This window comes from Pseudomonas marvdashtae (assembly GCF_014268655.2).
Lineage (GTDB): Bacteria > Pseudomonadota > Gammaproteobacteria > Pseudomonadales > Pseudomonadaceae > Aquipseudomonas > Aquipseudomonas marvdashtae.
This window is the reverse complement of the sequence record NZ_JABWQX020000001.1, coordinates 448,313-474,827: the sequence shown is the minus strand read 5'-3', so window position 1 is coordinate 474,827 and position 26,515 is coordinate 448,313. Positions and strand designations below refer to the sequence as shown.

The 26,515-nt window shown below is 54.8% G+C and carries 16 protein-coding genes, 6 tRNA genes and 3 rRNA genes; all 25 read right to left on the bottom strand.

The features are described 5' to 3' along the window. Positions 1 to 16 precede the first annotated feature (16 nt). The 25 genes from fusA to tyrS all read right to left on the bottom strand — a co-directional run bounded on the left by fusA (position 17) and on the right by tyrS (position 26,353). Positions 17 to 2,122, bottom strand: coding sequence for an elongation factor G (fusA, locus tag HU742_RS02225; protein ID WP_186641019.1), 2,106 nt, complete (start codon positions 2,120 to 2,122; stop codon positions 17 to 19). A 30-nt stretch (positions 2,123 to 2,152) separates the two neighbouring features. Beyond that, the gene (gene rpsG / locus HU742_RS02220) at positions 2,153 to 2,623 is read right to left on the bottom strand and encodes a 30S ribosomal protein S7 (protein WP_003186074.1); all 471 of its coding nucleotides are present in this window, start codon (positions 2,621 to 2,623) and stop codon (positions 2,153 to 2,155) included. A gap of 116 nt (positions 2,624 to 2,739) precedes the next feature. Then, a complete protein-coding gene (gene rpsL, locus HU742_RS02215; RefSeq protein ID WP_002555494.1) occupies positions 2,740 to 3,111 on the bottom strand; it encodes a 30S ribosomal protein S12 in 372 nt (123 codons plus the stop codon). 216 nt (positions 3,112 to 3,327) lie between these two features. Continuing rightward, positions 3,328 to 7,527 (bottom strand): DNA-directed RNA polymerase subunit beta', encoded by a 4,200-nt coding sequence (gene rpoC / locus HU742_RS02210; protein WP_186641017.1) that lies wholly within the window; start codon positions 7,525 to 7,527, stop codon positions 3,328 to 3,330. A 64-nt stretch (positions 7,528 to 7,591) separates the two neighbouring features. Beyond that, positions 7,592 to 11,665, bottom strand: coding sequence for a DNA-directed RNA polymerase subunit beta (rpoB, locus tag HU742_RS02205; RefSeq protein ID WP_186644996.1), 4,074 nt, complete (start codon positions 11,663 to 11,665; stop codon positions 7,592 to 7,594). A 220-nt stretch (positions 11,666 to 11,885) separates the two neighbouring features. Then, positions 11,886 to 12,251: a 50S ribosomal protein L7/L12 gene (gene rplL / locus HU742_RS02200; RefSeq protein WP_186641013.1), complete on the bottom strand. Its 366-nt coding sequence runs from the start codon at positions 12,249 to 12,251 to the stop codon at positions 11,886 to 11,888. A 78-nt stretch (positions 12,252 to 12,329) separates the two neighbouring features. Beyond that, positions 12,330 to 12,830, bottom strand: coding sequence for a 50S ribosomal protein L10 (gene rplJ / locus HU742_RS02195; protein ID WP_047230484.1), 501 nt, complete (start codon positions 12,828 to 12,830; stop codon positions 12,330 to 12,332). A 198-nt stretch (positions 12,831 to 13,028) separates the two neighbouring features. Continuing rightward, on the bottom strand, positions 13,029 to 13,724 hold the full coding sequence (gene rplA, locus HU742_RS02190) for a 50S ribosomal protein L1 (protein WP_003186095.1): 696 nt from the start codon (positions 13,722 to 13,724) through the stop codon (positions 13,029 to 13,031). Continuing rightward, positions 13,724 to 14,155 carry a 50S ribosomal protein L11 gene (gene rplK, locus HU742_RS02185; protein ID WP_003176435.1) on the bottom strand — a complete coding sequence of 144 codons (432 nt, stop codon included), beginning with the start codon at positions 14,153 to 14,155 and terminating at the stop codon, positions 13,724 to 13,726. Before rplK ends, rplA begins: the two co-directional genes overlap by 1 nt. Before the next feature lie 117 nt (positions 14,156 to 14,272). Continuing rightward, the gene (gene nusG, locus HU742_RS02180) at positions 14,273 to 14,806 is read right to left on the bottom strand and encodes a transcription termination/antitermination protein NusG (RefSeq protein ID WP_003186097.1); all 534 of its coding nucleotides are present in this window, start codon (positions 14,804 to 14,806) and stop codon (positions 14,273 to 14,275) included. Between the two features lie 9 nt (positions 14,807 to 14,815). Next, complete coding sequence (gene secE, locus HU742_RS02175; RefSeq protein WP_024776457.1) at positions 14,816 to 15,184, bottom strand: preprotein translocase subunit SecE; 369 nt, start codon at positions 15,182 to 15,184, stop codon at positions 14,816 to 14,818. Between the two features lie 45 nt (positions 15,185 to 15,229). Next, positions 15,230 to 15,305, bottom strand: a tRNA-Trp gene (locus HU742_RS02170). A gap of 53 nt (positions 15,306 to 15,358) precedes the next feature. After that, positions 15,359 to 16,552 carry an elongation factor Tu gene (gene tuf / locus HU742_RS02165; protein WP_003186103.1) on the bottom strand — a complete coding sequence of 398 codons (1,194 nt, stop codon included), beginning with the start codon at positions 16,550 to 16,552 and terminating at the stop codon, positions 15,359 to 15,361. An 84-nt stretch (positions 16,553 to 16,636) separates the two neighbouring features. After that, positions 16,637 to 16,712, bottom strand: a tRNA-Thr gene (locus tag HU742_RS02160). Positions 16,713 to 16,738: 26 nt separating this feature from the next. Beyond that, positions 16,739 to 16,812: transfer RNA gene (locus HU742_RS02155), tRNA-Gly, on the bottom strand. Between the two features lie 24 nt (positions 16,813 to 16,836). Then, positions 16,837 to 16,921: transfer RNA gene (locus HU742_RS02150), tRNA-Tyr, on the bottom strand. A gap of 142 nt (positions 16,922 to 17,063) precedes the next feature. Then, positions 17,064 to 17,519, bottom strand: coding sequence for a hypothetical protein (locus HU742_RS02145; RefSeq protein ID WP_186641011.1), 456 nt, complete (start codon positions 17,517 to 17,519; stop codon positions 17,064 to 17,066). Between the two features lie 7 nt (positions 17,520 to 17,526). Then, complete coding sequence (locus tag HU742_RS02140; RefSeq protein ID WP_186641009.1) at positions 17,527 to 18,276, bottom strand: pantothenate kinase; 750 nt, start codon at positions 18,274 to 18,276, stop codon at positions 17,527 to 17,529. Continuing rightward, on the bottom strand, positions 18,266 to 19,222 hold the full coding sequence (gene birA / locus HU742_RS02135; protein ID WP_186641007.1) for a bifunctional biotin--[acetyl-CoA-carboxylase] ligase/biotin operon repressor BirA: 957 nt from the start codon (positions 19,220 to 19,222) through the stop codon (positions 18,266 to 18,268). The genes HU742_RS02140 and birA overlap by 11 nt, the downstream gene beginning before the upstream one ends. A 133-nt stretch (positions 19,223 to 19,355) precedes the next feature. Then, positions 19,356 to 19,471 (bottom strand): 5S ribosomal RNA (gene rrf, locus HU742_RS02130). 161 nt (positions 19,472 to 19,632) lie between these two features. Then, positions 19,633 to 22,524, bottom strand: a 23S ribosomal RNA gene (locus HU742_RS02125). 246 nt (positions 22,525 to 22,770) lie between these two features. Further along, positions 22,771 to 22,846: transfer RNA gene (locus tag HU742_RS02120), tRNA-Ala, on the bottom strand. 10 nt (positions 22,847 to 22,856) lie between these two features. Then, positions 22,857 to 22,933, bottom strand: a tRNA-Ile gene (locus HU742_RS02115). Positions 22,934 to 23,056: 123 nt separating this feature from the next. Next, positions 23,057 to 24,593: ribosomal RNA gene (locus tag HU742_RS02110) — 16S ribosomal RNA — on the bottom strand. Together the 16S, 23S and 5S rRNA genes with 2 tRNA genes alongside form the textbook arrangement of a ribosomal RNA operon. Positions 24,594 to 25,153: 560 nt before the next feature. Then, complete coding sequence (gene tyrS, locus HU742_RS02105) at positions 25,154 to 26,353, bottom strand: tyrosine--tRNA ligase (RefSeq protein WP_186643545.1); 1,200 nt, start codon at positions 26,351 to 26,353, stop codon at positions 25,154 to 25,156. Positions 26,354 to 26,515 lie beyond the last annotated feature (162 nt).

Genomic DNA, 26,515 nt, shown 5'->3' with positions numbered 1-26,515 from the left:
TGCCTAAAGGACTGAATCAGCCTTGTTTTTTGGTAACAGTTTCGACGATATGCGACGGAGCTGTATTGTATTTTTTGAATTCCATAGAGTAGCTTGCGCGACCCTGAGACATGGAACGAACGTCGGTTGCGTAACCGAACATTTCACCCAACGGAACCTCGGCACGAATCACTTTGCCGGAAACCGTATCTTCCATACCCAGAATCATGCCACGACGACGGTTAAGGTCGCCCATGACATCACCCATGTAGTCTTCAGGCGTAACGACTTCTACCGCCATGATCGGCTCAAGCAACTCACCACCGCCCTTCTGGGCCAGTTGCTTGGTCGCCATGGAAGCAGCCACCTTGAACGCCATCTCGTTGGAGTCGACGTCGTGGTAAGAACCATCGAACACGGTTGCCTTCAGGCCGATCAGCGGATAGCCGGCAACAACGCCGTTCTTCATCTGCTCTTCGATACCCTTCTGGATCGCCGGGATGTATTCCTTAGGAACCACACCACCTACGACTTCGTTCACGAATTGCAGACCTTCCTGACCTTCGTCAGCCGGTGCAAAACGGATCCAGCAGTGACCGAACTGGCCACGACCGCCGGATTGGCGAACGAACTTGCCTTCGATTTCACAGTTCTTCGTGATGCGCTCACGATAGGAAACCTGAGGCTTACCGATGTTGGCTTCGACGTTGAACTCACGGCGCATCCGGTCAACCAGGATGTCCAGGTGCAACTCGCCCATGCCAGAGATGATCGTTTGACCAGTCTCTTCATCAGTCTTGACGCGGAAAGACGGGTCTTCCTGAGCAAGTTTGCCCAGAGCGATACCCATTTTTTCCTGGTCGTCCTTGGTCTTAGGCTCAACGGCAACCGAAATAACCGGCTCCGGGAAGTCCATGCGAACCAGGATGATTGGCTTGTCGCCATTGCACAAAGTTTCACCCGTGGTGACGTCCTTCATGCCGATCAAGGCCGCGATGTCGCCAGCGCGCACTTCCTTGATCTCTTCGCGGGCGTTTGCGTGCATTTGCACCATACGGCCTACGCGCTCTTTCTTGCCTTTTACAGAGTTGATCACGCCGTCGCCGGAGTTCAACACACCCGAGTAAACCCGGACAAAGGTCAAGGTACCCACGAATGGGTCGGTAGCGATCTTGAACGCCAGAGCCGAGAACGGCTCGCTGTCGTCCGCATGACGCTCCAACTCGATAGTCTCGTCATCCGGGTCAGTACCCTTGATGGCAGGAATGTCGGTCGGCGCAGGCAGGAAGTCGATAACGGCGTCGAGAACCAGGGGAACACCCTTGTTCTTGAAGGAAGAACCGCAAACAGCCAGGACGATTTCACCAGCGATAGTACGCTGACGCAGAGCGGCCTTGATTTCCTCGTTGGTGAGTTCTTCACCCTCGAGGTACTTGTTCATCAGCTCTTCGTTGGCTTCGGCCGCAGCCTCAACCATGTTGCCACGCCACTTCTCGGCTTCTTCCAGCAACTCGGCAGGAATGTCCTTGCGAACAGGAACCATGCCCTTGTCGGAATCGTTCCAGTAGACAGCTTGCATGTTGATCAGATCGATCTGACCCTGGAAGTTGTCTTCGGAACCGATAGCCAGCTGGATCGGCACCGGAGTGTGACCCAGACGCTGCTTGATCTGAGCGATCACGCGCAGGAAGTTGGCGCCTGCACGGTCCATCTTGTTTACATAAACAAGACGCGGAACACCGTATTTGTTGGCTTGACGCCATACGGTTTCCGACTGAGGCTCAACACCCGAGGTGCCGCAGAAAACAACCACAGCGCCGTCGAGTACGCGTAGGGAACGTTCTACTTCAATGGTGAAGTCTACGTGGCCCGGGGTATCGATGACGTTGAAGCGGTGCTCGTCCTTGTACTGCTTCTCGGAACCCTTCCAGAAAGCGGTAATAGCAGCAGAAGTGATGGTAATACCACGCTCCTGCTCCTGCACCATCCAGTCGGTGGTCGCGGCGCCATCATGCACCTCGCCCATCTTGTGACTTTTGCCGGTGTAAAAAAGGACGCGCTCGGTGGTGGTGGTTTTACCAGCATCCACGTGAGCAACGATACCGATGTTACGGTAGCGGTTAATCGGTGTAGTACGAGCCATAAAGCCCTCGCAAATTGAGTGACGCTAAAATTAGAAGCGGTAGTGCGAGAAAGCCTTGTTGGCTTCAGCCATACGGTGCACGTCTTCACGCTTCTTAACTGCAGCACCTTTACCTTCAGCAGCGTCCAACAGTTCACCAGCCAAACGCAGGGCCATGGACTTCTCGCCGCGCTTGCGGGCGAAGTCTACCAGCCAGCGCATTGCCAGGGCGTTACGACGGGACGGACGAACTTCGACCGGAACCTGGTAAGTAGCACCGCCTACACGGCGCGACTTCACTTCGACCAGCGGAGCGATGGCGTCGAGAGCTTTCTCGAAGATTTCCAGGGGATCGCTGTTCTTGCGTTCCTTAACTTTGTCCAGTGCGCCATAAACGATACGCTCGGCAACGGCTTTCTTGCCGCTTTCCATTACGTGGTTCATGAACTTGGCGAGAATCTGGCTTCCGTATTTCGGATCGTCCAGAATCTCACGTTTGGCTGCTACGCGACGTCTTGGCATGATAAGCCCTCAAGCGGTCTTCAGGTTCGCTCGGAATCGGTGCCCTTGCGGGACGCCTCCGACCTTACTCTTATCGACTCAAAAAAATAGAAAATCAGTTTTACAAAAAGCCACTACTACTTAGGCTTCTTGGTACCGTACTTCGAACGACCCTGGTTACGACCTTTGACGCCGGAGGTATCCAAAGAACCGCGAACGGTGTGGTAACGAACACCTGGCAAGTCTTTTACACGGCCGCCACGGATCAGTACGACGCTGTGCTCTTGCAGGTTGTGGCCTTCACCGCCGATGTACGAGGAAACCTCGAAACCGTTGGTCAGGCGCACACGGCATACTTTACGCAGTGCCGAGTTAGGTTTTTTCGGCGTGGTGGTATACACACGGGTGCATACGCCACGACGTTGCGGGCAGTTCTGCAGCGCAGGCACGTCGGATTTCTCGACGATACGCTTACGCGGCTGACGTACCAGCTGGTTGATAGTTGCCATCTACTAGCTCCACTGTTGTCTTGCGACGCTATTGTCTTACAAGAAAAGCAAAATGGCAGGAACGAATTCCCGCCAAATTTAGGGGATCAAGAGTCTAAAGAGGATCTTGTCTCCAGTCAAGGCAAGGCCCCGACCTCCTCGCCCGCCGGATCTCGACAACTTGTCTCGATCCGCCGAACGGAATGACCAGGGCCAGGCTCTCAATTAGCGCCGAACTCAGTTACCGCTCGAGTTCAGTGCTTCGGTCAGTGCAGCTTCCACTTCACTGGCGCTTACGCGCAACGGCTTGTCTGCTTCACGGCGACGCTTGCGCTCGCTGTGATAGGCCAAACCGGTACCGGCCGGGATCAGACGACCCACGACCACGTTTTCTTTCAGGCCGCGCAGGTAATCGCGCTTGCCGGTTACCGCCGCTTCGGTCAGTACGCGGGTGGTTTCCTGGAAGGAAGCCGCCGAGATGAACGATTCGGTGGACAACGACGCCTTGGTGATACCCAGCAGCACGCGAGTGAACTTGGACACGAATTTGTCGTCCGCACCCAGGCGCTCGTTTTCCACCAGTACGTGAGTCAGCTCCATCTGGTCGCCCTTGATGAAACTCGAGTCGCCGGATTCAGCGATCTCGACCTTACGCAGCATCTGACGCAGGATGGTCTCGATGTGCTTGTCGTTGATCTTCACGCCTTGCAGACGGTAAACGTCCTGGATCTCGTTCACGATGTACTTGGCCAGCGCACTCACACCCAGCAGACGCAGGATGTCGTGTGGATCGCTAGGGCCGTCGGAGATAACTTCGCCGCGGTTGACCTGTTCGCCTTCGAAGACGTTCAGGTGACGCCACTTCGGAATTAGCTCTTCGTACGGATCGCTACCGTCGTTCGGGGTGATGACTAGGCGGCGCTTGCCCTTGGTCTCTTTACCGAACGCGATGGTGCCGCTGACTTCAGCCAGAATCGAGGCTTCTTTCGGACGACGGGCTTCGAACAAGTCGGCAACACGCGGCAGACCACCGGTGATGTCGCGGGTCTTCGAAGTTTCTTGCGGGATACGAGCGATAACATCACCGATCGCGATCCGCGCACCGTCCGCAACACCGACCAAGGCGTTGGCTGGCAGGAAGTACTGAGCGATTACGTCAGTGCCTGGCAGCAACAGATCCTTGCCGTTGTCGTCGACCATCTTCACAGCAGGACGGATGTCCTTGCCGGCAGCTGGACGATCTTTAGCGTCGAGCACTTCAATGTTGGTCATACCGGTCAATTCGTCAGTCTGACGCTTGATCGTGATGCCTTCTTCCATGCCCACGTAGGTCACGGTACCTTTCATTTCGGTAACGATTGGGTGGGTGTGCGGGTCCCACTTGGCCACGATGGCGCCAGCGTCGACCTTGTCACCTTCCTTCACCGAAATCACAGCACCGTACGGCAGCTTGTAGCGCTCGCGCTCACGACCGAAGTCGTCGGCAATCGCCAGCTCACCAGAACGGGACACAGCCACCAGGTGACCGTCCACGCGCTCAACGTGCTTCAGGTTATGCAGGCGAACGGTACCGCCATTCTTCACCTGGACACTGTCGGCTGCGGAGGTCCGGCTTGCCGCACCACCGATGTGGAACGTACGCATGGTCAGCTGGGTACCCGGCTCACCGATGGACTGGGCAGCGATAACGCCGACCGCTTCACCGATGTTCACCTGGTGACCACGAGCCAGGTCGCGACCGTAGCACTTGGCGCAAATACCGTAGCGGGTTTCGCAGCTGATCGGCGAACGCACGATCACTTCGTCGATGCTGTTGAGCTCGATGAATTCGACCCACTTCTCGTCAACCAGGGTGCCGGCAGGAACGATGACGTCCTCGGTACCCGGCTTGAATACGTCACGGGCGATGACACGCCCCAATACGCGCTCACCCAACGGCTCTACAACGTCACCGCCTTCGATGTGCGGAGTCATTACCAGGCCATGTTCTGTGCCGCAGTCGATCTCGGTCACGACCAGATCCTGGGCAACGTCTACCAGACGACGAGTCAGGTAACCGGAGTTCGCCGTTTTCAACGCGGTATCCGCAAGACCCTTACGAGCACCGTGAGTAGAGATGAAGTACTGAAGTACGCTCAAACCTTCACGGAAGTTCGCGGTAATCGGGGTCTCGATGATGGAGCCGTCCGGCTTGGCCATCAGGCCACGCATACCGGCGAGCTGACGGATCTGCGCTGCAGAACCCCGTGCGCCCGAGTCGGCCATCATGTACATCGAGTTGAAGGATTCCTGATCGACTTCGTTACCGTGGCGGTCGATGACTTTCTCTTTCGAGAGGTTGGCCATCATCGCCTTGGACACTTCGTCGTTCGCCTTGGACCAGAGGTCGATCACCTTGTTGTACTTCTCGCCCTGGGTTACCAGGCCGGACGCGTACTGGCTCTCGATCTCTTTCACTTCTTCGGTGGCAGCACCGATGATGCGGGCTTTTTCATCCGGGATAACGAAGTCGTTAACGCCGATGGAAACGCCGGAGATGGTCGAATAAGCGAAACCGGTGTACATCAACTGGTCAGCGAAGATTACGGTCTCTTTCAAACCAACCACGCGGTAGCACTGGTTGATCAGCTTGGAGATCGCTTTTTTCTTCATCGGCAGGTTGACGACGTCGAACGACAGGCCAGGTGGGACAACCTGGAACAACAGCGCACGGCCGACGGTGGTGTCGACGATACGAGTGTTCTTGACGCTGCCTCCATCACGGTCGTTTACGGTTTCGTTGATCCGCACCTTGACCTTGGCATGCAGTGCGGCTTCGCCGGCACGGAACACACGGTCAACTTCCTGCAGATCCGCGAATACGCGACCTTCGCCCTTGGCGTTGATGGCTTCACGGGTCATGTAGTACAGACCCAATACAACGTCCTGGGACGGAACGATGATCGGCTCACCGTTCGCTGGCGACAGGATGTTGTTGGTCGACATCATCAACGCGCGCGCTTCCAACTGGGCTTCCAGCGTCAGCGGCACGTGCACGGCCATTTGGTCGCCGTCGAAGTCGGCGTTGTACGCAGCACAGACCAGCGGGTGCAGCTGGATAGCCTTGCCTTCGATCAGTACCGGTTCAAACGCCTGGATACCCAGACGGTGAAGGGTCGGTGCACGGTTGAGCAACACTGGGTGTTCGCGAATCACTTCGGCAAGAACGTCCCAGACCTCTGGCAGCTCGCGCTCGACCATTTTCTTGGCGGCTTTGATGGTGGTCGCGAGACCACGCATTTCCAGCTTGCCGAAAATGAACGGCTTGAACAGTTCCAGAGCCATTTTCTTAGGCAGACCGCACTGGTGCAGACGCAGGGTCGGGCCTACGGTAATTACCGAACGACCGGAGTAGTCAACACGCTTACCGAGCAAGTTCTGACGGAAACGACCTTGCTTACCCTTGATCATGTCAGCCAGGGATTTCAGAGGACGCTTGTTGGAACCGGTGATAGCGCGGCCACGACGACCGTTGTCCAGCAGTGCATCCACAGCTTCTTGCAACATACGCTTTTCGTTGCGCACGATGATGTCCGGAGCGGACAGATCGAGCAGGCGCTTCAAGCGGTTGTTACGGTTGATCACTCGACGATACAGATCGTTGAGGTCGGAAGTTGCGAAGCGACCGCCATCGAGCGGGACCAGTGGACGCAGGTCTGGCGGCAGAACCGGCAGAACGGTCAGCACCATCCACTCTGGCAGGTTGCCGGAGCCCTGGAAGGCTTCCATCAACTTCAGACGCTTGGACAGCTTCTTGATCTTGGTTTCGGAGTTGGTTTGCGGAATTTCTTCGCGCAGACGGCCAATCTCGTGCTCAAGGTCGATAGCGTGCAGCAGTTCGCGGACAGCTTCGGCACCCATGCGGGCGTCGAAATCGTCACCGAATTCTTCCAGCGCTTCGAAGTACTGCTCGTCGTTGAGCAACTGACCCTTTTCAAGGGTGGTCATGCCTGGATCGATAACGACGTAGCTCTCGAAGTAGAGAACGCGTTCGATATCACGCAGGGTCATGTCCATCAGCAGGCCGATACGGGACGGCAGCGATTTCAAGAACCAGATGTGGGCAACCGGCGAAGCCAGTTCGATGTGGGCCATGCGCTCACGACGAACTTTTGCCAGCGCGACTTCAACGCCGCACTTCTCGCAGATCACACCACGATGCTTCAAGCGCTTGTACTTACCGCACAGGCACTCGTAATCCTTTACCGGGCCAAAGATCTTGGCGCAGAACAGGCCGTCACGCTCAGGTTTGAACGTACGGTAGTTGATGGTTTCCGGCTTTTTAACTTCACCGAACGACCACGAACGGATCATCTCAGGCGAGGCCAATCCGATACGGATGGCGTCGAACTCTTCGACTTGACCCTGGTTTTTCAGCAAATTCAGTAGGTCTTTCAAGGCCTTTCCTCCTGGCGGAGCAGAGAGCGGGCAAAACAGCCCCGCTCTCGATTCGCGTCACGTGTTATTCGGTTTCCAGATCGATATCGATGCCGAGGGAACGAATTTCCTTGATCAACACGTTGAAAGACTCGGGCATGCCCGGCTCCATACGGTGATCGCCGTCCACGATGTTTTTGTACATCTTGGTCCGGCCGTTCACATCGTCCGACTTCACTGTGAGCATTTCTTGCAGAGTGTATGCAGCACCGTACGCTTCCAGTGCCCAGACCTCCATCTCCCCGAAACGCTGACCACCGAACTGCGCCTTACCACCCAGCGGCTGCTGGGTAACCAGGCTGTAAGAACCGGTAGAACGAGCGTGCATCTTGTCGTCTACCAAGTGGTTCAGCTTCAGCATGTACATGTAGCCAACGGTGACCGGGCGTTCGAATTTGTTGCCGGTACGGCCATCGAACAGCTGCATCTGGCCGCTTTCTGGCAGGTCTGCCAGTTTCAGCATGGCCTTGATTTCGCTTTCCTTGGCACCGTCGAACACCGGAGTAGCCATTGGAACGCCGCCGCGCAGGTTCTTCGCCAGATCCAGGATTTCCTGGTCGGAGAAAGTGTCCAGTTCTTCGTTGCGCCCGCCGATCTCGTTGTAGATCTCGTTCAGGAACTTACGCAGATCAGCGACCTTGCGCTGCTCTTCGATCATCCGGTTGATCTTCTCGCCCAGACCTTTGGCCGCGAGGCCCAGGTGAGTTTCGAGAATCTGACCAACGTTCATACGCGAAGGTACGCCCAACGGGTTGAGGACCACGTCGACCGGGGTGCCATTGGCATCGTGCGGCATGTCTTCAACCGGCATGATCACGGAGACCACACCCTTGTTACCGTGACGGCCGGCCATCTTGTCGCCCGGCTGGATGCGGCGACGGATTGCCAGGTAAACCTTGACGATTTTCAGCACGCCTGGAGCCAGGTCATCGCCCTGCTGCAGTTTGCGCTTCTTGTCTTCGAACTTGTCGTCCAGCAGACGGCGGCGATCAACGATGTAGGCCTGGGCCTTCTCGAGCTGCTCGTTCAGAGCATCTTCAGCCATGCGCAGTTTGAACCACTGACCATGCTCAAGACCGTCGAGAACTTCGTCGGTGATTTCCTGACCTTTCTTCAGGCCTGCGCCGCCTTCGGCTTTGTGGCCAACCAGTGCGGAGCGCAGACGTTCGAAAGTTGCGCCTTCGACAATACGGAACTCTTCGTTCAGGTCCTTGCGGATCTCGTCGAGCTGAGTCTTCTCGATGGACAGTGCACGAGCATCACGCTCAACACCGTCGCGAGTGAAGACCTGTACGTCGATGACGGTACCCTTGGTGCCAGTCGGCACACGCAGGGAGGTGTCTTTAACGTCGCTGGCTTTTTCACCGAAGATGGCACGCAGCAGTTTTTCTTCCGGCGTCAGCTGGGTCTCGCCTTTCGGAGTGACCTTGCCCACCAGGATGTCGCCTGCGCCTACTTCGGCACCTACATAAACGATACCGGCTTCGTCCAGTTTGTTCAGTGCAGCTTCACCCACGTTCGGGATGTCTGCAGTGATTTCTTCTGGGCCAAGCTTGGTGTCACGGGCCACACAGGTCAGTTCCTGAATGTGGATCGTGGTAAAGCGGTCTTCTTGAACAACTCGTTCCGACAGGCAGATGGAGTCTTCAAAGTTGTAACCGTTCCAGGCCATGAACGCGATGCGCATGTTCTGACCCAACGCCAGCTCACCCATGTCGGTGGACGGGCCGTCAGCCATGATGTCGCTACGCTGAACCCGATCACCTTTACGCACCAGCGGACGTTGGTTGATGCAAGTGTTCTGGTTGGAGCGGGTGTACTTGGTCAGGTTGTAGATGTCGACACCGGCTTCGCCAGTTTCTACTTCGTCATCAGCAACACGAACCACGATACGGCTGGCGTCGACGGAATCGATCACACCACCACGACGCGCCACAACGCAAACGCCGGAGTCACGGGCAACGTTACGCTCCATGCCGGTACCGACCAGCGGCTTGTCGGCACGCAGGGTAGGCACAGCCTGACGCTGCATGTTCGAACCCATCAACGCACGGTTGGCGTCGTCGTGCTCGAGGAACGGGATCAGCGACGCTGCAACCGAAACTACCTGCTTCGGCGATACGTCCATCAAGGTGACGTCTTCCGGCGCCTTGACGGTGAACTCGTTCAAGTGACGAACAGCTACCAGCTCGTCGATCAGCATTTTCTTATCGTTCATCGTGGCCGAAGCCTGAGCGATCACGTGATCAGCTTCTTCGATGGCGGACAGGAAGACGATCTCGTCGGTGACCAGAGCGTCTTTCACCACGCGATACGGGCTTTCGAGGAAGCCGTACTGGTTGGTGCGCGCGTAGGCCGCCAGGGAGTTGATCAGACCGATGTTCGGACCTTCCGGCGTTTCAATCGGGCACACACGACCGTAGTGAGTCGGGTGTACGTCACGAACTTCAAAGCCTGCGCGCTCACGGGTCAGACCGCCCGGGCCGAGTGCGGAGACACGACGCTTGTGGGTGATCTCGGACAGCGGGTTGTTCTGGTCCATGAACTGGGACAGCTGGCTCGAACCGAAGAACTCTTTCACAGCCGCAGCCACTGGCTTGGCGTTGATCAGGTCTTGCGGCATCAGGCCTTCGCTTTCAGCCATCGACAGACGTTCCTTGACCGCGCGCTCAACACGCACCAGGCCAACACGGAACTGGTTCTCGGCCATCTCGCCTACGCAGCGAACACGACGGTTACCCAGGTGGTCGATGTCATCGACGATGCCTTTGCCGTTACGGATGTCGACGAGAGTCTTCAATACCGCAACGATATCGTCCTTGTTCAGTACGCCCGAACCTTCGATTTCTGTACGACCGATACGACGGTTGAACTTCATCCGGCCGACCGCAGACAGGTCATAGCGCTCAGGGCTGAAGAACAGGTTGTTGAACAGGGTCTCGGCTGCGTCCTTGGTTGGCGGCTCGCCAGGACGCATCATGCGATAGATTTCGACCAGGGCTTCCAACTGGTTGCCGGTGGAGTCGATCTTCAGCGTGTCGGAGATGAACGGGCCACAGTCGATATCGTTGGTGTAGAGAGTTTCGATGCGAACGACCTGGGCCTTGGCGATTTTTGCCAGGATCTCAGTGTTCAGCTCGGTGTTGCACTCTGCCAGGATTTCGCCGGTGGCTGGATGCACGATGACCTTGGCGGTGGTGCGACCCAGGACGTAGTCCAGAGGCACCTGCAGCTCTTTGATCCCGGCTTTTTCCAGCTGGTTGATGTGGCGAGCGGTGATTCGACGACCCTGCTCGACAATAACCTTGCCTTTGTCATCGAGGATATCGAGGACCGCGATTTCACCGCGCAGGCGCTGAGGCACCAGTTCCAGGCTGAGGTTTTCACCTTGCACATGGAAGACGTTGGTGGTGTAGAACGCGTCCAGCACTTCTTCGGTGGTATAGCCGAGCGCGCGCAGCAGTACCGATGCAGGCAGCTTGCGACGACGGTCGATACGCACGAATACGCAGTCTTTCGGGTCGAACTCGAAGTCCAGCCACGAACCGCGGTAAGGAATGATGCGCGCGGAGTAAAGCAGTTTGCCGGAGCTGTGCGTCTTGCCACGGTCATGGTCGAAGAACACGCCCGGAGAACGGTGCAGCTGGGAAACGATTACACGCTCGGTACCGTTGATTACGAAGGTACCGTTCTCAGTCATCAGGGGGATTTCACCCATGTAGACTTCTTGCTCTTTGATGTCCTTGATCGCTTTGTTCGACGATTCTTTGTCGAAAATGATCAGGCGCACTTTTACCCGCAAAGGTACGGCGTAAGTAACACCGCGCAATACGCATTCTTTGACATCAAATGCCGGTTCGCCCAGGCGATAACCGACGTACTCCAGCGCAGCATTGCCGGAGTAGCTGATGATCGGGAAAACGGATTTGAAGGCCGCATGCAGGCCCACGTCGCGGAACTGATCTTTAGTCGCTCCCGCTTGCAAGAATTCACGATACGAATCCAGCTGGATGGCCAGGAGGTACGGCACATCCATGACGTCCGGCAACTTGCTAAAGTCCTTGCGGATACGTTTTTTCTCAGTATATGAGTAAGCCATCAGCGTTCCCCAGCTTGGTCACCTGCTTGTTTGGCCCCTCCCGACGGGAGCAGCCAGAAAATCGTGCAAACCCCATGGTTTGCGCCACCACATCGGGTGGTTACAGCTCGCGATCAGCACCGACCCAGTCGGCTGCCAATAACGGAAAAAGGCCGGTGGCAAGAGCCACCAGCCATCAGCCTGTCGCTTAACGCTCGGGCTGGAGACGCAAAGTCGATGCTTACTTCAGCTCGACTTTAGCGCCCGCTTCTTCCAGAGTGGCTTTGGCTTTGTCAGCTGCGTCTTTCGAAACAGCTTCCAGTACCACGCCAGGCGCGCCGTCAACTACAGCCTTGGCTTCTTTCAGGCCCAGACCGGTCAGTTCACGTACAGCCTTGATCACGTTTACTTTCTTCTCGCCAGCTTCGGTCAGCATGACGTTGAATTCGGTTTGCTCTTCAACAACGGCGGCAGCAGCAGCTGGACCAGCGGAAGCAGCGGCAGCGGAAACGCCGAATTTTTCTTCGAAAGCTTTGATCAGCTCAACAACCTGCAGAACCGACATTTCAGCTACGGCGTTGAGGATATCGTCTTGGGAGATAGACATTACTGTATTTCCTGAATTGGGGGACGGCCTACGCGGCCATCGAAATAAACAAAAAAGCGCGAGAGAAAGTGCTCAGCCTTAGGCTGCGGCAGCTTCTTTTTGCTCGCGAACTGCAGCCAGAGTACGAGCCAGCTTGCTGGTAGCGCCTTGAATCACGCTCATCAGCTGCGAAATGGCTTCGTCGCGGGTCGGCAGTGTTGCCAGTACATCGATCTGATTAGCTGCGAGGAACTTGCCCTCGAACGCAGCTGCCTTGATCTCGAACTTATCCTGACCCTTGGCGAATTCCTTGAACAAACGGGCAGCAGCGCCTGGATGATCCTTGGAGAACGCGATCAGGGTCGGGCCGGTGAACACGTCGTTGAGAACACTGTATTCAGTGTCAGCAACAGCGCGCTTGAGCAAGGTGTTACGTACGACACGTACGTAAACGCCAGCTTCACGGGCCTCTTTACGGAGTCCGGTCATTGCGCCTACTGTTACGCCACGGGCATCAGCCACGACAGCGGACAGAGCGACTTTGGCAGCCTCGTTGACTTCAGCGACGATGGCCTTCTTGTCTTCGAGATTAATTGCCACGGGTTTAACTCCTGCTTGTTACCGTTTCATTCGGTCGAAACCGAATGTCGTTTTGGTGTCTGATTCGGTAAGGAACCGGGAGCACCATCTGCGTAGGCTTGTGGTTTAAGACTTGCGTCGCCTACGGTCTTGGACAGCCCCCGCCAGGCAGGGACCCCAATTTTTCAATTGGCGCAATCGCTTGCGCCAACCTGAGTCTTACGCGTCGAGCGAGCTCTGATCGATAACCAGACCTGGGCCCATAGTGGTGCTCAGGGTAACGCGCTTGACGTAGATACCTTTCGAAGAAGCTGGCTTGATACGCTTCAGATCAGCGATCAGGGCTTCAACGTTTTCCTTCAGCTTGACGGCGTCAAAGCCGATCTTGCCAACGGAAGTGTGGATAATGCCGTTCTTGTCGGTGCGATAACGAACCTGACCAGCCTTGGCGTTTTTAACCGCGGTGGCTACGTCTGGCGTTACGGTGCCGACTTTAGGGTTAGGCATCAGACCACGTGGACCGAGGATCTGACCCAACTGACCTACAACGCGCATGGCATCCGGGGATGCGATCACTACGTCGTAGTTCAGGTCGCCGCCTTTCATTTCAGCAGCCAGGTCGTCCATGCCAACACGGTCAGCACCAGCAGCCAGAGCAGCTTCAGCTGCTGGGCCCTGGGTGAACACGGCAACACGTACGGTCTTGCCAGTGCCGTGTGGCAGCACGGTAGCGCTACGAACGACCTGGTCGGATTTACGTGGGTCAACACCCAGGTTCACAGCAACGTCGAAAGACTCGCTGAACTTGACAGTCGACAGCTCGGCCAGCAGAGCGGCGGCGTCTACAAAGTTGTAGGCCTTGCCTGCTTCGATTTTGCCGGCGATAGCCTTTTGACGCTTGGTCAGCTTAGCCATTACACACCCTCCACGTTAAGGCCCATGCTACGAGCAGAACCGGCGATAGTACGCACGGCTGCATCCATATCAGCTGCAGTCAGATCCGCGTTTTTGGTCTTCGCGATCTCTTCCAGCTGAGCACGGGTAACGGTGCCAACCTTAACGGTGTTTGGACGAGCGGAACCGCTGGTCAAACCTGCAGCCTTCTTCAGCAGAACCGAAGCAGGGGTGCTTTTTGTTTCGAAAGTGAAGCTACGGTCGCTGTAGACAGTGATGATCACTGGAGTCGGCAGACCTGGCTCAAGACCCTGGGTACGGGCGTTGAAAGCCTTGCAGAATTCCATGATGTTCACGCCGTGCTGACCCAGCGCAGGACCAACAGGTGGGCTTGGGTTAGCCTGAGCGGCCTTCACTTGCAGCTTGATGTAAGCGGTAATCTTCTTGGCCATGAGGCACTCCAATTACGGGTTCTAACGCCTCGAAAGGCTCCCCGGTTGCTTGCGCGTTTATCCCAGTGACGACAAAACCCCACAGCCTAGGGCTGCGGGGTTGGGATGCCTGTTCAATCAGACCTTTTCGACCTGGCTGAACTCTAGCTCTACCGGAGTAGAGCGACCGAAAATGAGCACTGCCACTTGGATCCGGCTCTTTTCGTAGTTAACCTCTTCAACCGTGCCATTGAAATCAGCGAATGGACCGTCGGTGACGCGCACAACTTCACCCGGCTCAAACAGTGTTTTCGGCTTCGGCTTATCGCTACCATCAGCGACACGACGCAGAATCGCTTCTGCTTCTTTATCTGTGATCGGCGCAGGCTTGTCGGCGGTACCGCCAATGAAGCCCATCACCCGAGGGGTATCCTTGACCAAGTGCCAAGTCCCTTCGTTCATGTCCATCTGTACCAGCACGTAGCCCGGAAAGAACTTGCGTTCACTTTTGCGCTTCTGGCCATTACGCATCTCAACCACTTCTTCAGTGGGGACCAGAATTTCGCCAAAGCCATCTTCCATGCCAGCCAGCTTTACGCGCTCGACCAACGAGCGCATAACATGCTTCTCGTAACCCGAGTAAGCATGCACAACGTACCAACGCTTAGCCACGGGACACCCTTAGCCAACAATCAAGGAAACAAGCCAGCCGAGCAGGGAATCAAGCCCCCACAACAGCAACGCCATTACCAGAACAACAGCCACAACGATCAACGTGGTCTGCGTGGTTTCTTGGCGAGTCGGCCATACGACTTTACGGATCTCGGTGCGAGCTTCCTTAGCGAGTACAAAGAACGACTTACCCTTGGCCGTCTGCAACCCTACAAAGGCAGCAACAGCAGCAATAGCAAGCAATGCAAGTACACGGTACAGGATCGGCGAAGCAGAAAAATACTGATTGCCAACAACGCCAACAACCACCAAAGCGACTACTACTAGCCACTTGAGCAGATCGAAGCGAGAGCCTTGAGCTTCAGCTTTAGGAGTCATCTATGAAGATCCTGTGAAAAGAAAGCCAGACACACCAAGTGAATCTGGCAGGTCAGGAGGGAATCGAACCCCCAACCTACGGTTTTGGAGACCGTCGCTCTGCCAATTGAGCTACTGACCTAAAACAAAATCAGGCCGACCATTATGCCGGCCCGAAAAAGACATTACAACTGTTTACTCGATGACTTTGGCTACGACGCCGGCGCCGACGGTACGACCGCCTTCACGGATAGCGAAACGCAGACCGTCTTCCATCGCGATGGTCTTGATCAGAGTGACAGTCATCTGGATGTTGTCACCTGGCATTACCATTTCAACACCTTCTGGCAGCTCGCAGTTACCAGTCACGTCAGTTGTACGGAAGTAGAACTGTGGACGGTAGCCCTTGAAGAACGGTGTATGACGACCGCCTTCTTCCTTGCTCAGAACGTAAACTTCTGCGGTGAACTTGGTGTGCGGCTTGACGGTGCCTGGCTTGACCAGAACCTGGCCACGCTCAACGTCGTCACGCTTGGTGCCGCGCAGCAGTACGCCGCAGTTCTCGCCTGCACGACCTTCATCGAGCAGCTTGCGGAACATTTCAACGCCAGTGCAGGTAGTTTTCTGAGTATCGCGCAAACCAACGATCTCAACTTCTTCCTGGATACGGACGATGCCACGCTCAACACGACCAGTCACAACAGTGCCGCGACCGGAGATCGAGAATACGTCTTCGATTGGCATCAGGAACGGCTTGTCGATAGCACGCTCAGGCTCTGGGATGTAGCTATCCAGAGTCTCAACTAGCTTCTTGACCGCAGTGGTACCCATTTCGTTGTCATCTTGGCCGTTCAGAGCCATCAGAGCCGAACCAATGATGATTGGAGTGTCATCACCTGGGAAGTCGTAAGTGCTCAGCAGATCGCGCACTTCCATCTCAACCAGCTCCAGCAGCTCGGCATCGTCAACCATGTCAGCCTTGTTCAGGAAGACAACGATGTACGGAACGCCTACCTGACGGGACAGCAGGATGTGCTCACGAGTTTGTGGCATCGGACCATCAGCGGCCGAGCAAACCAGGATCGCGCCGTCCATCTGGGCAGCACCGGTGATCATGTTTTTTACGTAGTCGGCGTGACCTGGGCAGTCAACGTGTGCGTAGTGACGCACGGCCGAATCGTATTCAACGTGAGCGGTGTTGATGGTGATACCGCGAGCTTTTTCTTCCGGGGCGCTGTCGATCTTGTCGAAGTCAACCTTCGCCGAACCGAATACTTCGGAACAGACACGGGTCAGAGCGGCAGTCAGAGTGGTTTTACCGTGATCGACGTGACCAATGGTACCAACGTTGACGTGCGGCTTATTACGTTCGAACTTTTCCTTAGCCATCGAAATCACCCCTAGGAGAAGAATTTAGCAAGTCAAACAAGCCATTAAAACAAAGGCAGATATTTTCATATCTGCCTTGTAATATGGAGCTCTTGAGCGGATTTGAACCGCTGACCTCACCCTTACCAAGGGTGTGCTCTACCAACTGAGCTACAAGAGCAAAACGCTTTGCACAACCTGCAAACTTGGAGCGGGTAGCGGGAATCGAACCCGCATCATCAGCTTGGAAGGCTGAGGTTCTACCACTAAACTATACCCGCGGAGCTTGCAGCTCACGCTAAAAATGGTGGAGGGGGAAGGATTCGAACCTTCGAAGTCGTAGACGTCAGATTTACAGTCTGATCCCTTTGGCCGCTCGGGAACCCCTCCTAAGCGAGCCGGCATTCTATATCATGCCAGCCTTCTGTCAAGCATTTTCTCATTAAAAACCTGAGGTTAGCTGCGTTGACCACGCTTCGTATCGCTACCCCTTAAGGGTCTTCGCTGCGAAGCGGGCGCCATTCTATGCAAACTACCCAGCAGGTGCAACCCCTTCACAGGGCATTATTTTATGTTTTAACTCATTGAATTCTTTGGAAAGGTTTTGGATCGTCGTGTCACTCAATTTTCCCGCGCTTTCCGAGGGAATCTGAAGCCAGAATGCCCCACTTTCCGGCGAGTCTGGGGAGGCCAACGTGACGGGACGCGCTGCAACCCCCAACGAAGCCAACCGCTGCTCCAGTAGCCTGGCTGATTCCGGGCGCAAAGAACCGCCCAGATAACTACAAGTCTTGCGCGCTTCACCCGTTTTGCCTGTGTCTCGCCGGACAAGCGAATCTGCCGTCTCGCTCAAGAGATGAATATCCTGCTGCGAACCGCGATACAAACTCAGCGGAGTAACGTCCTTGGCACGAAGCGGGGCCTCTTGCTGATGCCAGATGTAGTAGAAGCCATTCAAAACCAGCAACAAAAGAAACAGCCACCGCATAGAAACCTCAAGACAAAGGACAGGCCATCGCCAAACCAACAAAGACCAGGTCAGGCGCGACCTTGGCATCAGGAACAACCCCGGAAACCAGCCCGGCGTCCCCTCCCGTTAAAAACACCTCGAAATCCTTTCCCCAATATTGCTTTGCCAATTCAAGTTGCGTCAGGACAAATCCCCTGAGCATCAGCATACAGCCACGCTCAACCGCCTCCACCGTCGCCCTACCCGGCGCGAGACTCTCGTGAGCTCGCTCGGCAGCAGTATCGTCATACCGAATTCGCCGCGTATGGGTACGCAATTGATTACGCATCAAAGGCATACCAGGACAAATAAATCCGCCCAGATGCTCACCGTCCGCCGCCACGAAGTCCGCCGTAACAGCCGTGCCAAAATCAAGTACAAGGCACGCCCCGGATGCGAGATGGAAGCCGCCAAGCAAGGCTAGCCATCGATCGAGACCTAATCGCTCATATTCCTCGTAACCGTTCTTCACACCCGCCATGTCCCGAGCGGGCACAGCACGAGCCACCGACACCCCAAACGCACCCACGAGAGAGGCAACCAGGGAATCAGTTTCGTCAGGGGTTCTGACACTTACAAGGCGGCACTTTTCCAGCTGAAATTTCTCAGCATCACTCAGGCTTGCCAGCAGGTCATCGTCAGAACTGACTACGCCCCCTTCGACAGGCGTCACGCCATCGGAGCGAAGGACGCGCCACTTGATAAAGCTATTGCCGCAATCGAGCTCAAGAATCATCACGCAACCTCAAACTGAGCTCACCGCCGCTAAAAATTTTCTCCACACCATCCACCTTCAAGCGCAGCGCACCCTGACGGTCGATACCCATCACCACCCCGTCAATTTGATTGGCACCTGCAATCAACGAAACGGCCTTTCCCTGCCACAAGTGGAAGTGCTCCCACTCTTGCTGAATCGCTGCAAACCCAGATACCTGGTGCAGTGTCAGATAGTGCTGGAGCTTCGCGCTCAAGCGCGCCACCAGCTCGTTTCGATCAAAATCCCGACCTGCTTCCAAACTCATGGACGTCCATTGCTGATCAACCTCATCAGTCGACCGCATATTCACATTGATTCCTACGCCCAGGACAACATGACAAACATCGGCCGGGTCTCCCACCAATTCAAGCAGAATACCTGCGATTTTTTTCTCACCAACCAGGACATCGTTGGGCCATTTGAGCCCTGCATTCATGCCGCCCAGGTCGCACAATGTCTGCATGACGGCGAGTCCGACAACGAGACTCAGGCCTTCGATCTGCCGCATGCCGCCTTCGATGCGCAACACCAAGCTATAGTAGAGGTTGTCAGCGAATGGACTGACCCACTTACGGCCTCGACGACCACGACCCGCTATCTGGCGTTCGGCCAAGACCAAGAAGGGCGCCGCCATACCACGCTCTATAGCGCGCAAAGCTTCGGCATTGGTGGAGTCGATGGAATCATGTATTTGGACAGGCCACTCGAACCCTTCTTTCGAGACAATTTCGGCCGCATCCAAAAGCAACAGCGGTCTTGCCAACTGATACCCCCTGCCTCGGACCTTATGGACAGATAATCCTAGCTCCGCCTCCAGATGCTGTAATTGCTTCCACACCGCGCTACGGCTGATGCCCAACCCCGCACCCAGCGCCTGACCTGAATGGAAGCGGCCGTCCTTCAGAAGTTTTAGCAACGTAAGCATACGAACTGCGCCTGATAAGGAGGCCCGCATGATAGCCATGCACAAGGCAGTTGCATAGAAACACCAAACTTGCTTTTCTACAGGCAAAACAAAACCCCTACCTGCGTCAGCAGATAGGGGTTTCGGAATTTAATCTTGACGATGACCTACTCTCACATGGGGAAACCCCACACTACCATCGGCGATGCATCGTTTCACTGCTGAGTTCGGGATGGGATCAGGTGGTTCCAATGCTCTATGGTCGTCAAGAAATTCGGGTACCGAATCGTGGCCAGTTGGCCTCGCTTCAGCAAATTGGGTATGTGATAGCTTCGGTGTTTTTGTGAGATTCGAACTTTCGGTTCGTTTCGTCTTCACACACCGCAATCTGGTGCCCTGCATGCAGGATCAGCAAATTGCTTGGGTGTTATATGGTCAAGCCTCACGGGCAATTAGTACAGGTTAGCTCAACGCCTCACAGCGCTTACACACCCTGCCTATCAACGTCGTAGTCTTCGACGGCCCTTCAGGGGACTCAAGGTCCCAGTGAGATCTCATCTTGAGGCAAGTTTCCCGCTTAGATGCTTTCAGCGGTTATCTTTCCCGAACATAGCTACCCGGCAATGCCACTGGCGTGACAACCGGAACACCAGAGGTTCGTCCACTCCGGTCCTCTCGTACTAGGAGCAGCCCCTCTCAAATCTCAAACGTCCACGGCAGATAGGGACCGAACTGTCTCACGACGTTCTAAACCCAGCTCGCGTACCACTTTAAATGGCGAACAGCCATACCCTTGGGACCGGCTTCAGCCCCAGGATGTGATGAGCCGACATCGAGGTGCCAAACACCGCCGTCGATATGAACTCTTGGGCGGTATCAGCCTGTTATCCCCGGAGTACCTTTTATCCGTTGAGCGATGGCCCTTCCATACAGAACCACCGGATCACTAAGACCTACTTTCGTACCTGCTCGACGTGTCTGTCTCGCAGTCAAGCGCGCTTTTGCCTTTATACTCTACGACCGATTTCCGACCGGTCTGAGCGCACCTTCGTACTCCTCCGTTACTCTTTAGGAGGAGACCGCCCCAGTCAAACTACCCACCATACACTGTCCTCGATCCGGATAACGGACCTGAGTTAGAACCTCAAAGTTGCCAGGGTGGTATTTCAAGGTTGGCTCCACGCGAACTGGCGTCCACGCTTCAAAGCCTCCCACCTATCCTACACAAGCAAATTCAAAGTCCAGTGCAAAGCTATAGTAAAGGTTCACGGGGTCTTTCCGTCTAGCCGCGGATACACTGCATCTTCACAGCGATTTCAATTTCACTGAGTCTCGGGTGGAGACAGCGCCGCCATCGTTACGCCATTCGTGCAGGTCGGAACTTACCCGACAAGGAATTTCGCTACCTTAGGACCGTTATAGTTACGGCCGCCGTTTACCGGGGCTTCGATCAAGAGCTTCGCGTTAGCTAACCCCATCAATTAACCTTCCGGCACCGGGCAGGCGTCACACCCTATACGTCCACTTTCGTGTTTGCAGAGTGCTGTGTTTTTAATAAACAGTCGCAGCGGCCTGGTATCTTCGACCGGCGTGGGCTTACGCAGCAAGTGCTTCACCCTCACCGGCGCACCTTCTCCCGAAGTTACGGTGCCATTTTGCCTAGTTCCTTCACCCGAGTTCTCTCAAGCGCCTTGGTATTCTCTACCCAACCACCTGTGTCGGTTTGGGGTACGGTTCCTGGTTACCTGAAGCTTAGAAGCTTTTCTTGGAAGCATGGCATCAACCACTTCGTCACCCAAAGGGTAACTCGTCATCAGCTCTCGGCCTTGAGATCCCGGATTTACCTAAGATCTCAGCCTACCACCTTAAACTTGGACAACCAACGCCAAGCTGGCCTAGCCTTCTCCGTCCCTCCATCGCAATAACCAGAAGTACAGGAATATTAACCTGTTTTCCATCGACTACGCTTTTCAGCCTCGCCTTAGGGACCGACTAACCCTGCGTCGATTAACGTTGCGCAGGAAACCTTGGTCTTTCGGCGTGGGTGTTTTTCACACCCATTGTCGTTACTCATGTCAGCATTCGCACTTCTGATACCTCCAGCAAGCTTCTCAACTCACCTTCACAGGCTTACAGAACGCTCCTCTACCGCATCACTTGCGTGATACCCGTAGCTTCGGTGTATGGTTTGAGCCCCGTTACATCTTCCGCGCAGGCCGACTCGACTAGTGAGCTATTACGCTTTCTTTAAAGGGTGGCTGCTTCTAAGCCAACCTCCTAGCTGTCTAAGCCTTCCCACATCGTTTCCCACTTAACCATAACTTTGGGACCTTAGCTGACGGTCTGGGTTGTTTCCCTTTTCACGACGGACGTTAGCACCCGCCGTGTGTCTCCCATGCTCGGCACTTGTAGGTATTCGGAGTTTGCATCGGTTTGGTAAGTCGGGATGACCCCCTAGCCGAAACAGTGCTCTACCCCCTACAGTGATACATGAGGCGCTACCTAAATAGCTTTCGAGGAGAACCAGCTATCTCCGAGCTTGATTAGCCTTTCACTCCGATCCACAGGTCATCCGCTAACTTTTCAACGGTAGTCGGTTCGGTCCTCCAGTTAGTGTTACCCAACCTTCAACCTGCCCATGGATAGATCGCCCGGTTTCGGGTCTATTCCCAGCGACTAGACGCCCTATTAAGACTCGCTTTCGCTACGCCTCCCCTATTCGGTTAAGCTCGCCACTGAAAATAAGTCGCTGACCCATTATACAAAAGGTACGCAGTCACCCAACAAAGTGGGCTCCCACTGCTTGTACGCATACGGTTTCAGGATCTATTTCACTCCCCTCTCCGGGGTTCTTTTCGCCTTTCCCTCACGGTACTAGTTCACTATCGGTCAGTCAGTAGTATTTAGCCTTGGAGGATGGTCCCCCCATATTCAGACAAAGTTTCTCGTGCTCCGTCCTACTCGATTTCACTTCTAAGATCCTTTCGCGTACAGGGCTATCACCCACTATGGCCGCACTTTCCAGAGCGTTCCGCTAAAATCAAAGAAGCTTAAGGGCTAGTCCCCGTTCGCTCGCCACTACTAAGGGAATCTCGGTTGATTTCTTTTCCTCAGGGTACTTAGATGTTTCAGTTCCCCTGGTTCGCCTCTTGCACCTATGTATTCAGTACAAGATAACCATCTTATGATGGCTGGGTTCCCCCATTCAGACATCTCCGGATCAAAGTCTGTTTGCCGACTCCCCGAAGCTTTTCGCAGGCTACCACGTCTTTCATCGCCTCTGACTGCCAAGGCATCCACCGTATGCGCTTCTTCACTTGACCATATAACCCCAAGCAATCTGGTTATACTGTGAAGACGACATTCGCCGAAAATTCGAATTTCTCAACTAAGAGAACTCACAAATTTTACCTTAGCCTGATCCGTTACCAGTGAAAGTAACGTCCAGTCTATCTTTCTATCACATACCCAAATTTTTAAAGAACGAACTAGTCAAAGACTAGAAATCAACATTCACCATCGAACCGATGGAATGCTCATTTCTAAGCTTTATACAATCGAAGCAGTAGTGGTGGAGCCAAGCGGGATCGAACCGCTGACCTCCTGCGTGCAAGGCAGGCGCTCTCCCAGCTGAGCTATGGCCCCATTACAAAATTGGTGGGTCTGGGCAGATTCGAACTGCCGACCTCACCCTTATCAGGGGTGCGCTCTAACCAACTGAGCTACAGACCCAATTTCGAGCTTGTAACTGTTAGCTGTGAGCTATCAGCTTGGAGCTTAAAGCTGCTTCTATCGTCTTCTTCAATGAATCAAGCAATTCGTGTGGGAGCTCATGAAGCAGCTGCGGTCGTCGATTAAGGAGGTGATCCAGCCGCAGGTTCCCCTACGGCTACCTTGTTACGACTTCACCCCAGTCATGAATCACACCGTGGTAACCGTCCTCCCGAAGGTTAGACTAGCTACTTCTGGTGCAACCCACTCCCATGGTGTGACGGGCGGTGTGTACAAGGCCCGGGAACGTATTCACCGCGACATTCTGATTCGCGATTACTAGCGATTCCGACTTCACGCAGTCGAGTTGCAGACTGCGATCCGGACTACGATCGGTTTTGTGGGATTAGCTCCACCTCGCGGCTTGGCAACCCTCTGTACCGACCATTGTAGCACGTGTGTAGCCCAGGCCGTAAGGGCCATGATGACTTGACGTCATCCCCACCTTCCTCCGGTTTGTCACCGGCAGTCTCCTTAGAGTGCCCACCATAACGTGCTGGTAACTAAGGACAAGGGTTGCGCTCGTTACGGGACTTAACCCAACATCTCACGACACGAGCTGACGACAGCCATGCAGCACCTGTCTCAATGTTCCCGAAGGCACCAATCCATCTCTGGAAAGTTCATTGGATGTCAAGGCCTGGTAAGGTTCTTCGCGTTGCTTCGAATTAAACCACATGCTCCACCGCTTGTGCGGGCCCCCGTCAATTCATTTGAGTTTTAACCTTGCGGCCGTACTCCCCAGGCGGTCAACTTAATGCGTTAGCTGCGCCACTAAGAGCTCAAGGCTCCCAACGGCTAGTTGACATCGTTTACGGCGTGGACTACCAGGGTATCTAATCCTGTTTGCTCCCCACGCTTTCGCACCTCAGTGTCAGTATCAGTCCAGGTGGTCGCCTTCGCCACTGGTGTTCCTTCCTATATCTACGCATTTCACCGCTACACAGGAAATTCCACCACCCTCTACCATACTCTAGCTCGACAGTTTTGAATGCAGTTCCCAGGTTGAGCCCGGGGATTTCACATCCAACTTAACGAACCACCTACGCGCGCTTTACGCCCAGTAATTCCGATTAACGCTTGCACCCTCTGTATTACCGCGGCTGCTGGCACAGAGTTAGCCGGTGCTTATTCTGTCGGTAACGTCAAGACACCAACGTATTAGGTTAATGCCCTTCCTCCCAACTTAAAGTGCTTTACAATCCGAAGACCTTCTTCACACACGCGGCATGGCTGGATCAGGCTTTCGCCCATTGTCCAATATTCCCCACTGCTGCCTCCCGTAGGAGTCTGGACCGTGTCTCAGTTCCAGTGTGACTGATCATCCTCTCAGACCAGTTACGGATCGTCGCCTTGGTGAGCCATTACCCCACCAACTAGCTAATCCGACCTAGGCTCATCTGATAGCGCAAGGCCCGAAGGTCCCCTGCTTTCTCCCGTAGGACGTATGCGGTATTAGCGTCCGTTTCCGAGCGTTATCCCCCACTACCAGGCAGATTCCTAGGCATTACTCACCCGTCCGCCGCTCTCAAGAGATGCAAGCACCTCTCTACCGCTCGACTTGCATGTGTTAGGCCTGCCGCCAGCGTTCAATCTGAGCCATGATCAAACTCTTCAGTTCAAACATCTTTGGGTTTTGAGAAAACCCTAAACTTGGCTCAGCAATCGTTGGTTACATCTTTGATTTCTCGCGGAGTAACTTGTGATGCTGATAATCTGTTGACTAGCAGTCTGACTCCACAAGCACCCACACGAATTGCTTGATTCAGTTGTTAAAGAGCGGCTGGCTGAGTCTTTCGTCTCAACCGAGGCGCGCATTCTACAGCGCCCCGTGTATCTGTCAAGCGGTTATTTTTAGAAGTTTTCAAAGTTTCGCTTGGAAATCCTTAACAACTTCAACCACTTGCGCTTCCGATCTCTCGTTAGCGGGAGGCGAATTCTACAGCGTTAGTCGCTGCTGTCAACACCTCTTTTACACCGCTTTCGACCGAGAAGATCGAACCGTCGACAGGGCCAGACAACACCGCCTATCCACTCCTTCCGTGCTTCGATGAACTGAAGCCCGCCTACATCGAAACCTACTTAACTCTTTGAAACTCAAGGAGTTTTCCGTTTCGACTGCGCCGGAAGTGGGGCGAATTATAGACACCCAGGATTTGCCGTCAACCGTTATTTTCAGCTTTATTCGGATTTAAGCGTAATGCGCGCGAAAGCCTTCTTGCCGGCTTGGCATACATGAGCAGCGCCCAGCTCATATATATAGGTGCGATCCACAACCTCACCATCTATACGCACACCGCCCGAACCCAGGAGATCTCGCGCCACCGCCGCATTCTTGACCAAGCCCGCTTTGTTAAGGACCGCCGCAATCGGCATAGCTTCGGCAGCAGTCAGTTCAATCTCCGGCAGATCATCCGGCAGCTCGCCATCCTTCATACGGTTACCCGCCGCGCGATGAGCATTGGCCGCAGCCTCCTCACCATGGAAACGCGCAACGATCTCTTCGGCCAGTTTGATCTTGATGTCCCGCGGATTAGCCCCCGCCTCTACATCAGCCTGGAACGCATCAATCTCTTCCATGGACCGGAAGCTCAACAGCTCGAAGTAACGCCACATCAGCGCGTCGGGAATGGAAACCAGCTTGCTGTACATGACGCCCGGCGCTTCCTGGATACCTACGTAATTACCCAAGGATTTGGACATCTTCTTCACGCCATCCAGGCCTTCCAGCAATGGCATGGTCAGGATGCACTGTGCTTCCTGGCCATAACCGCGCTGCAATTCACGCCCCATCAACAGGTTGAATTTCTGATCGGTACCGCCAAGCTCCACATCCGCGCGCAATGCAACCGAGTCATAGCCCTGTACAAGCGGGTAGAGGAACTCATGAATGGCAATTGGCTGATTGGATTTATAGCGCTTGTCGAAATCGTCGCGCTCGAGCATACGAGCCACGGTGTACTGGGACGTCAGGCGAATGAAATCCGCCGGCCCCATCTGATCCATCCAGGTGGAGTTGAAAGCCACTTCGGTCTTGGCCGGATCAAGAATCTTGAAAACCTGGGTCTTGTAGGTCTCGGCGTTATCGAGCACCTGCTCACGGGTCAGCGGTGGGCGCGTAGCACTCTTCCCGCTTGGATCACCGATCATCCCGGTAAAGTCACCTATAAGGAAGATGACTTGGTGCCCCAGCTCCTGGAACTGGCGCAGCTTATTAATAAGCACGGTATGACCCAGGTGCAGATCGGGTGCCGTCGGATCGAAACCAGCCTTGATGCGCAGCGGCTGCCCGCGCTTGAGCTTTTCGATCAGCTCGGACTCGACCAACAGTTCTTCCGCACCACGTTTGATCAGCGCTAGCTGCTCTTCAACCGACTTCATAACAGACCCGTAAGGCTCAGATTCAAAGGGCACCAACCATACAAGATCGCGCACCAAATACAAGGTTTGCCCGGCGCGCGGAAGCCAATCCACAGAACAGAGCGTCCGCGGGCTTGCTTCGCAGGGGTTTTGGTTATATTTTATACAGTTATTTCATCTTCA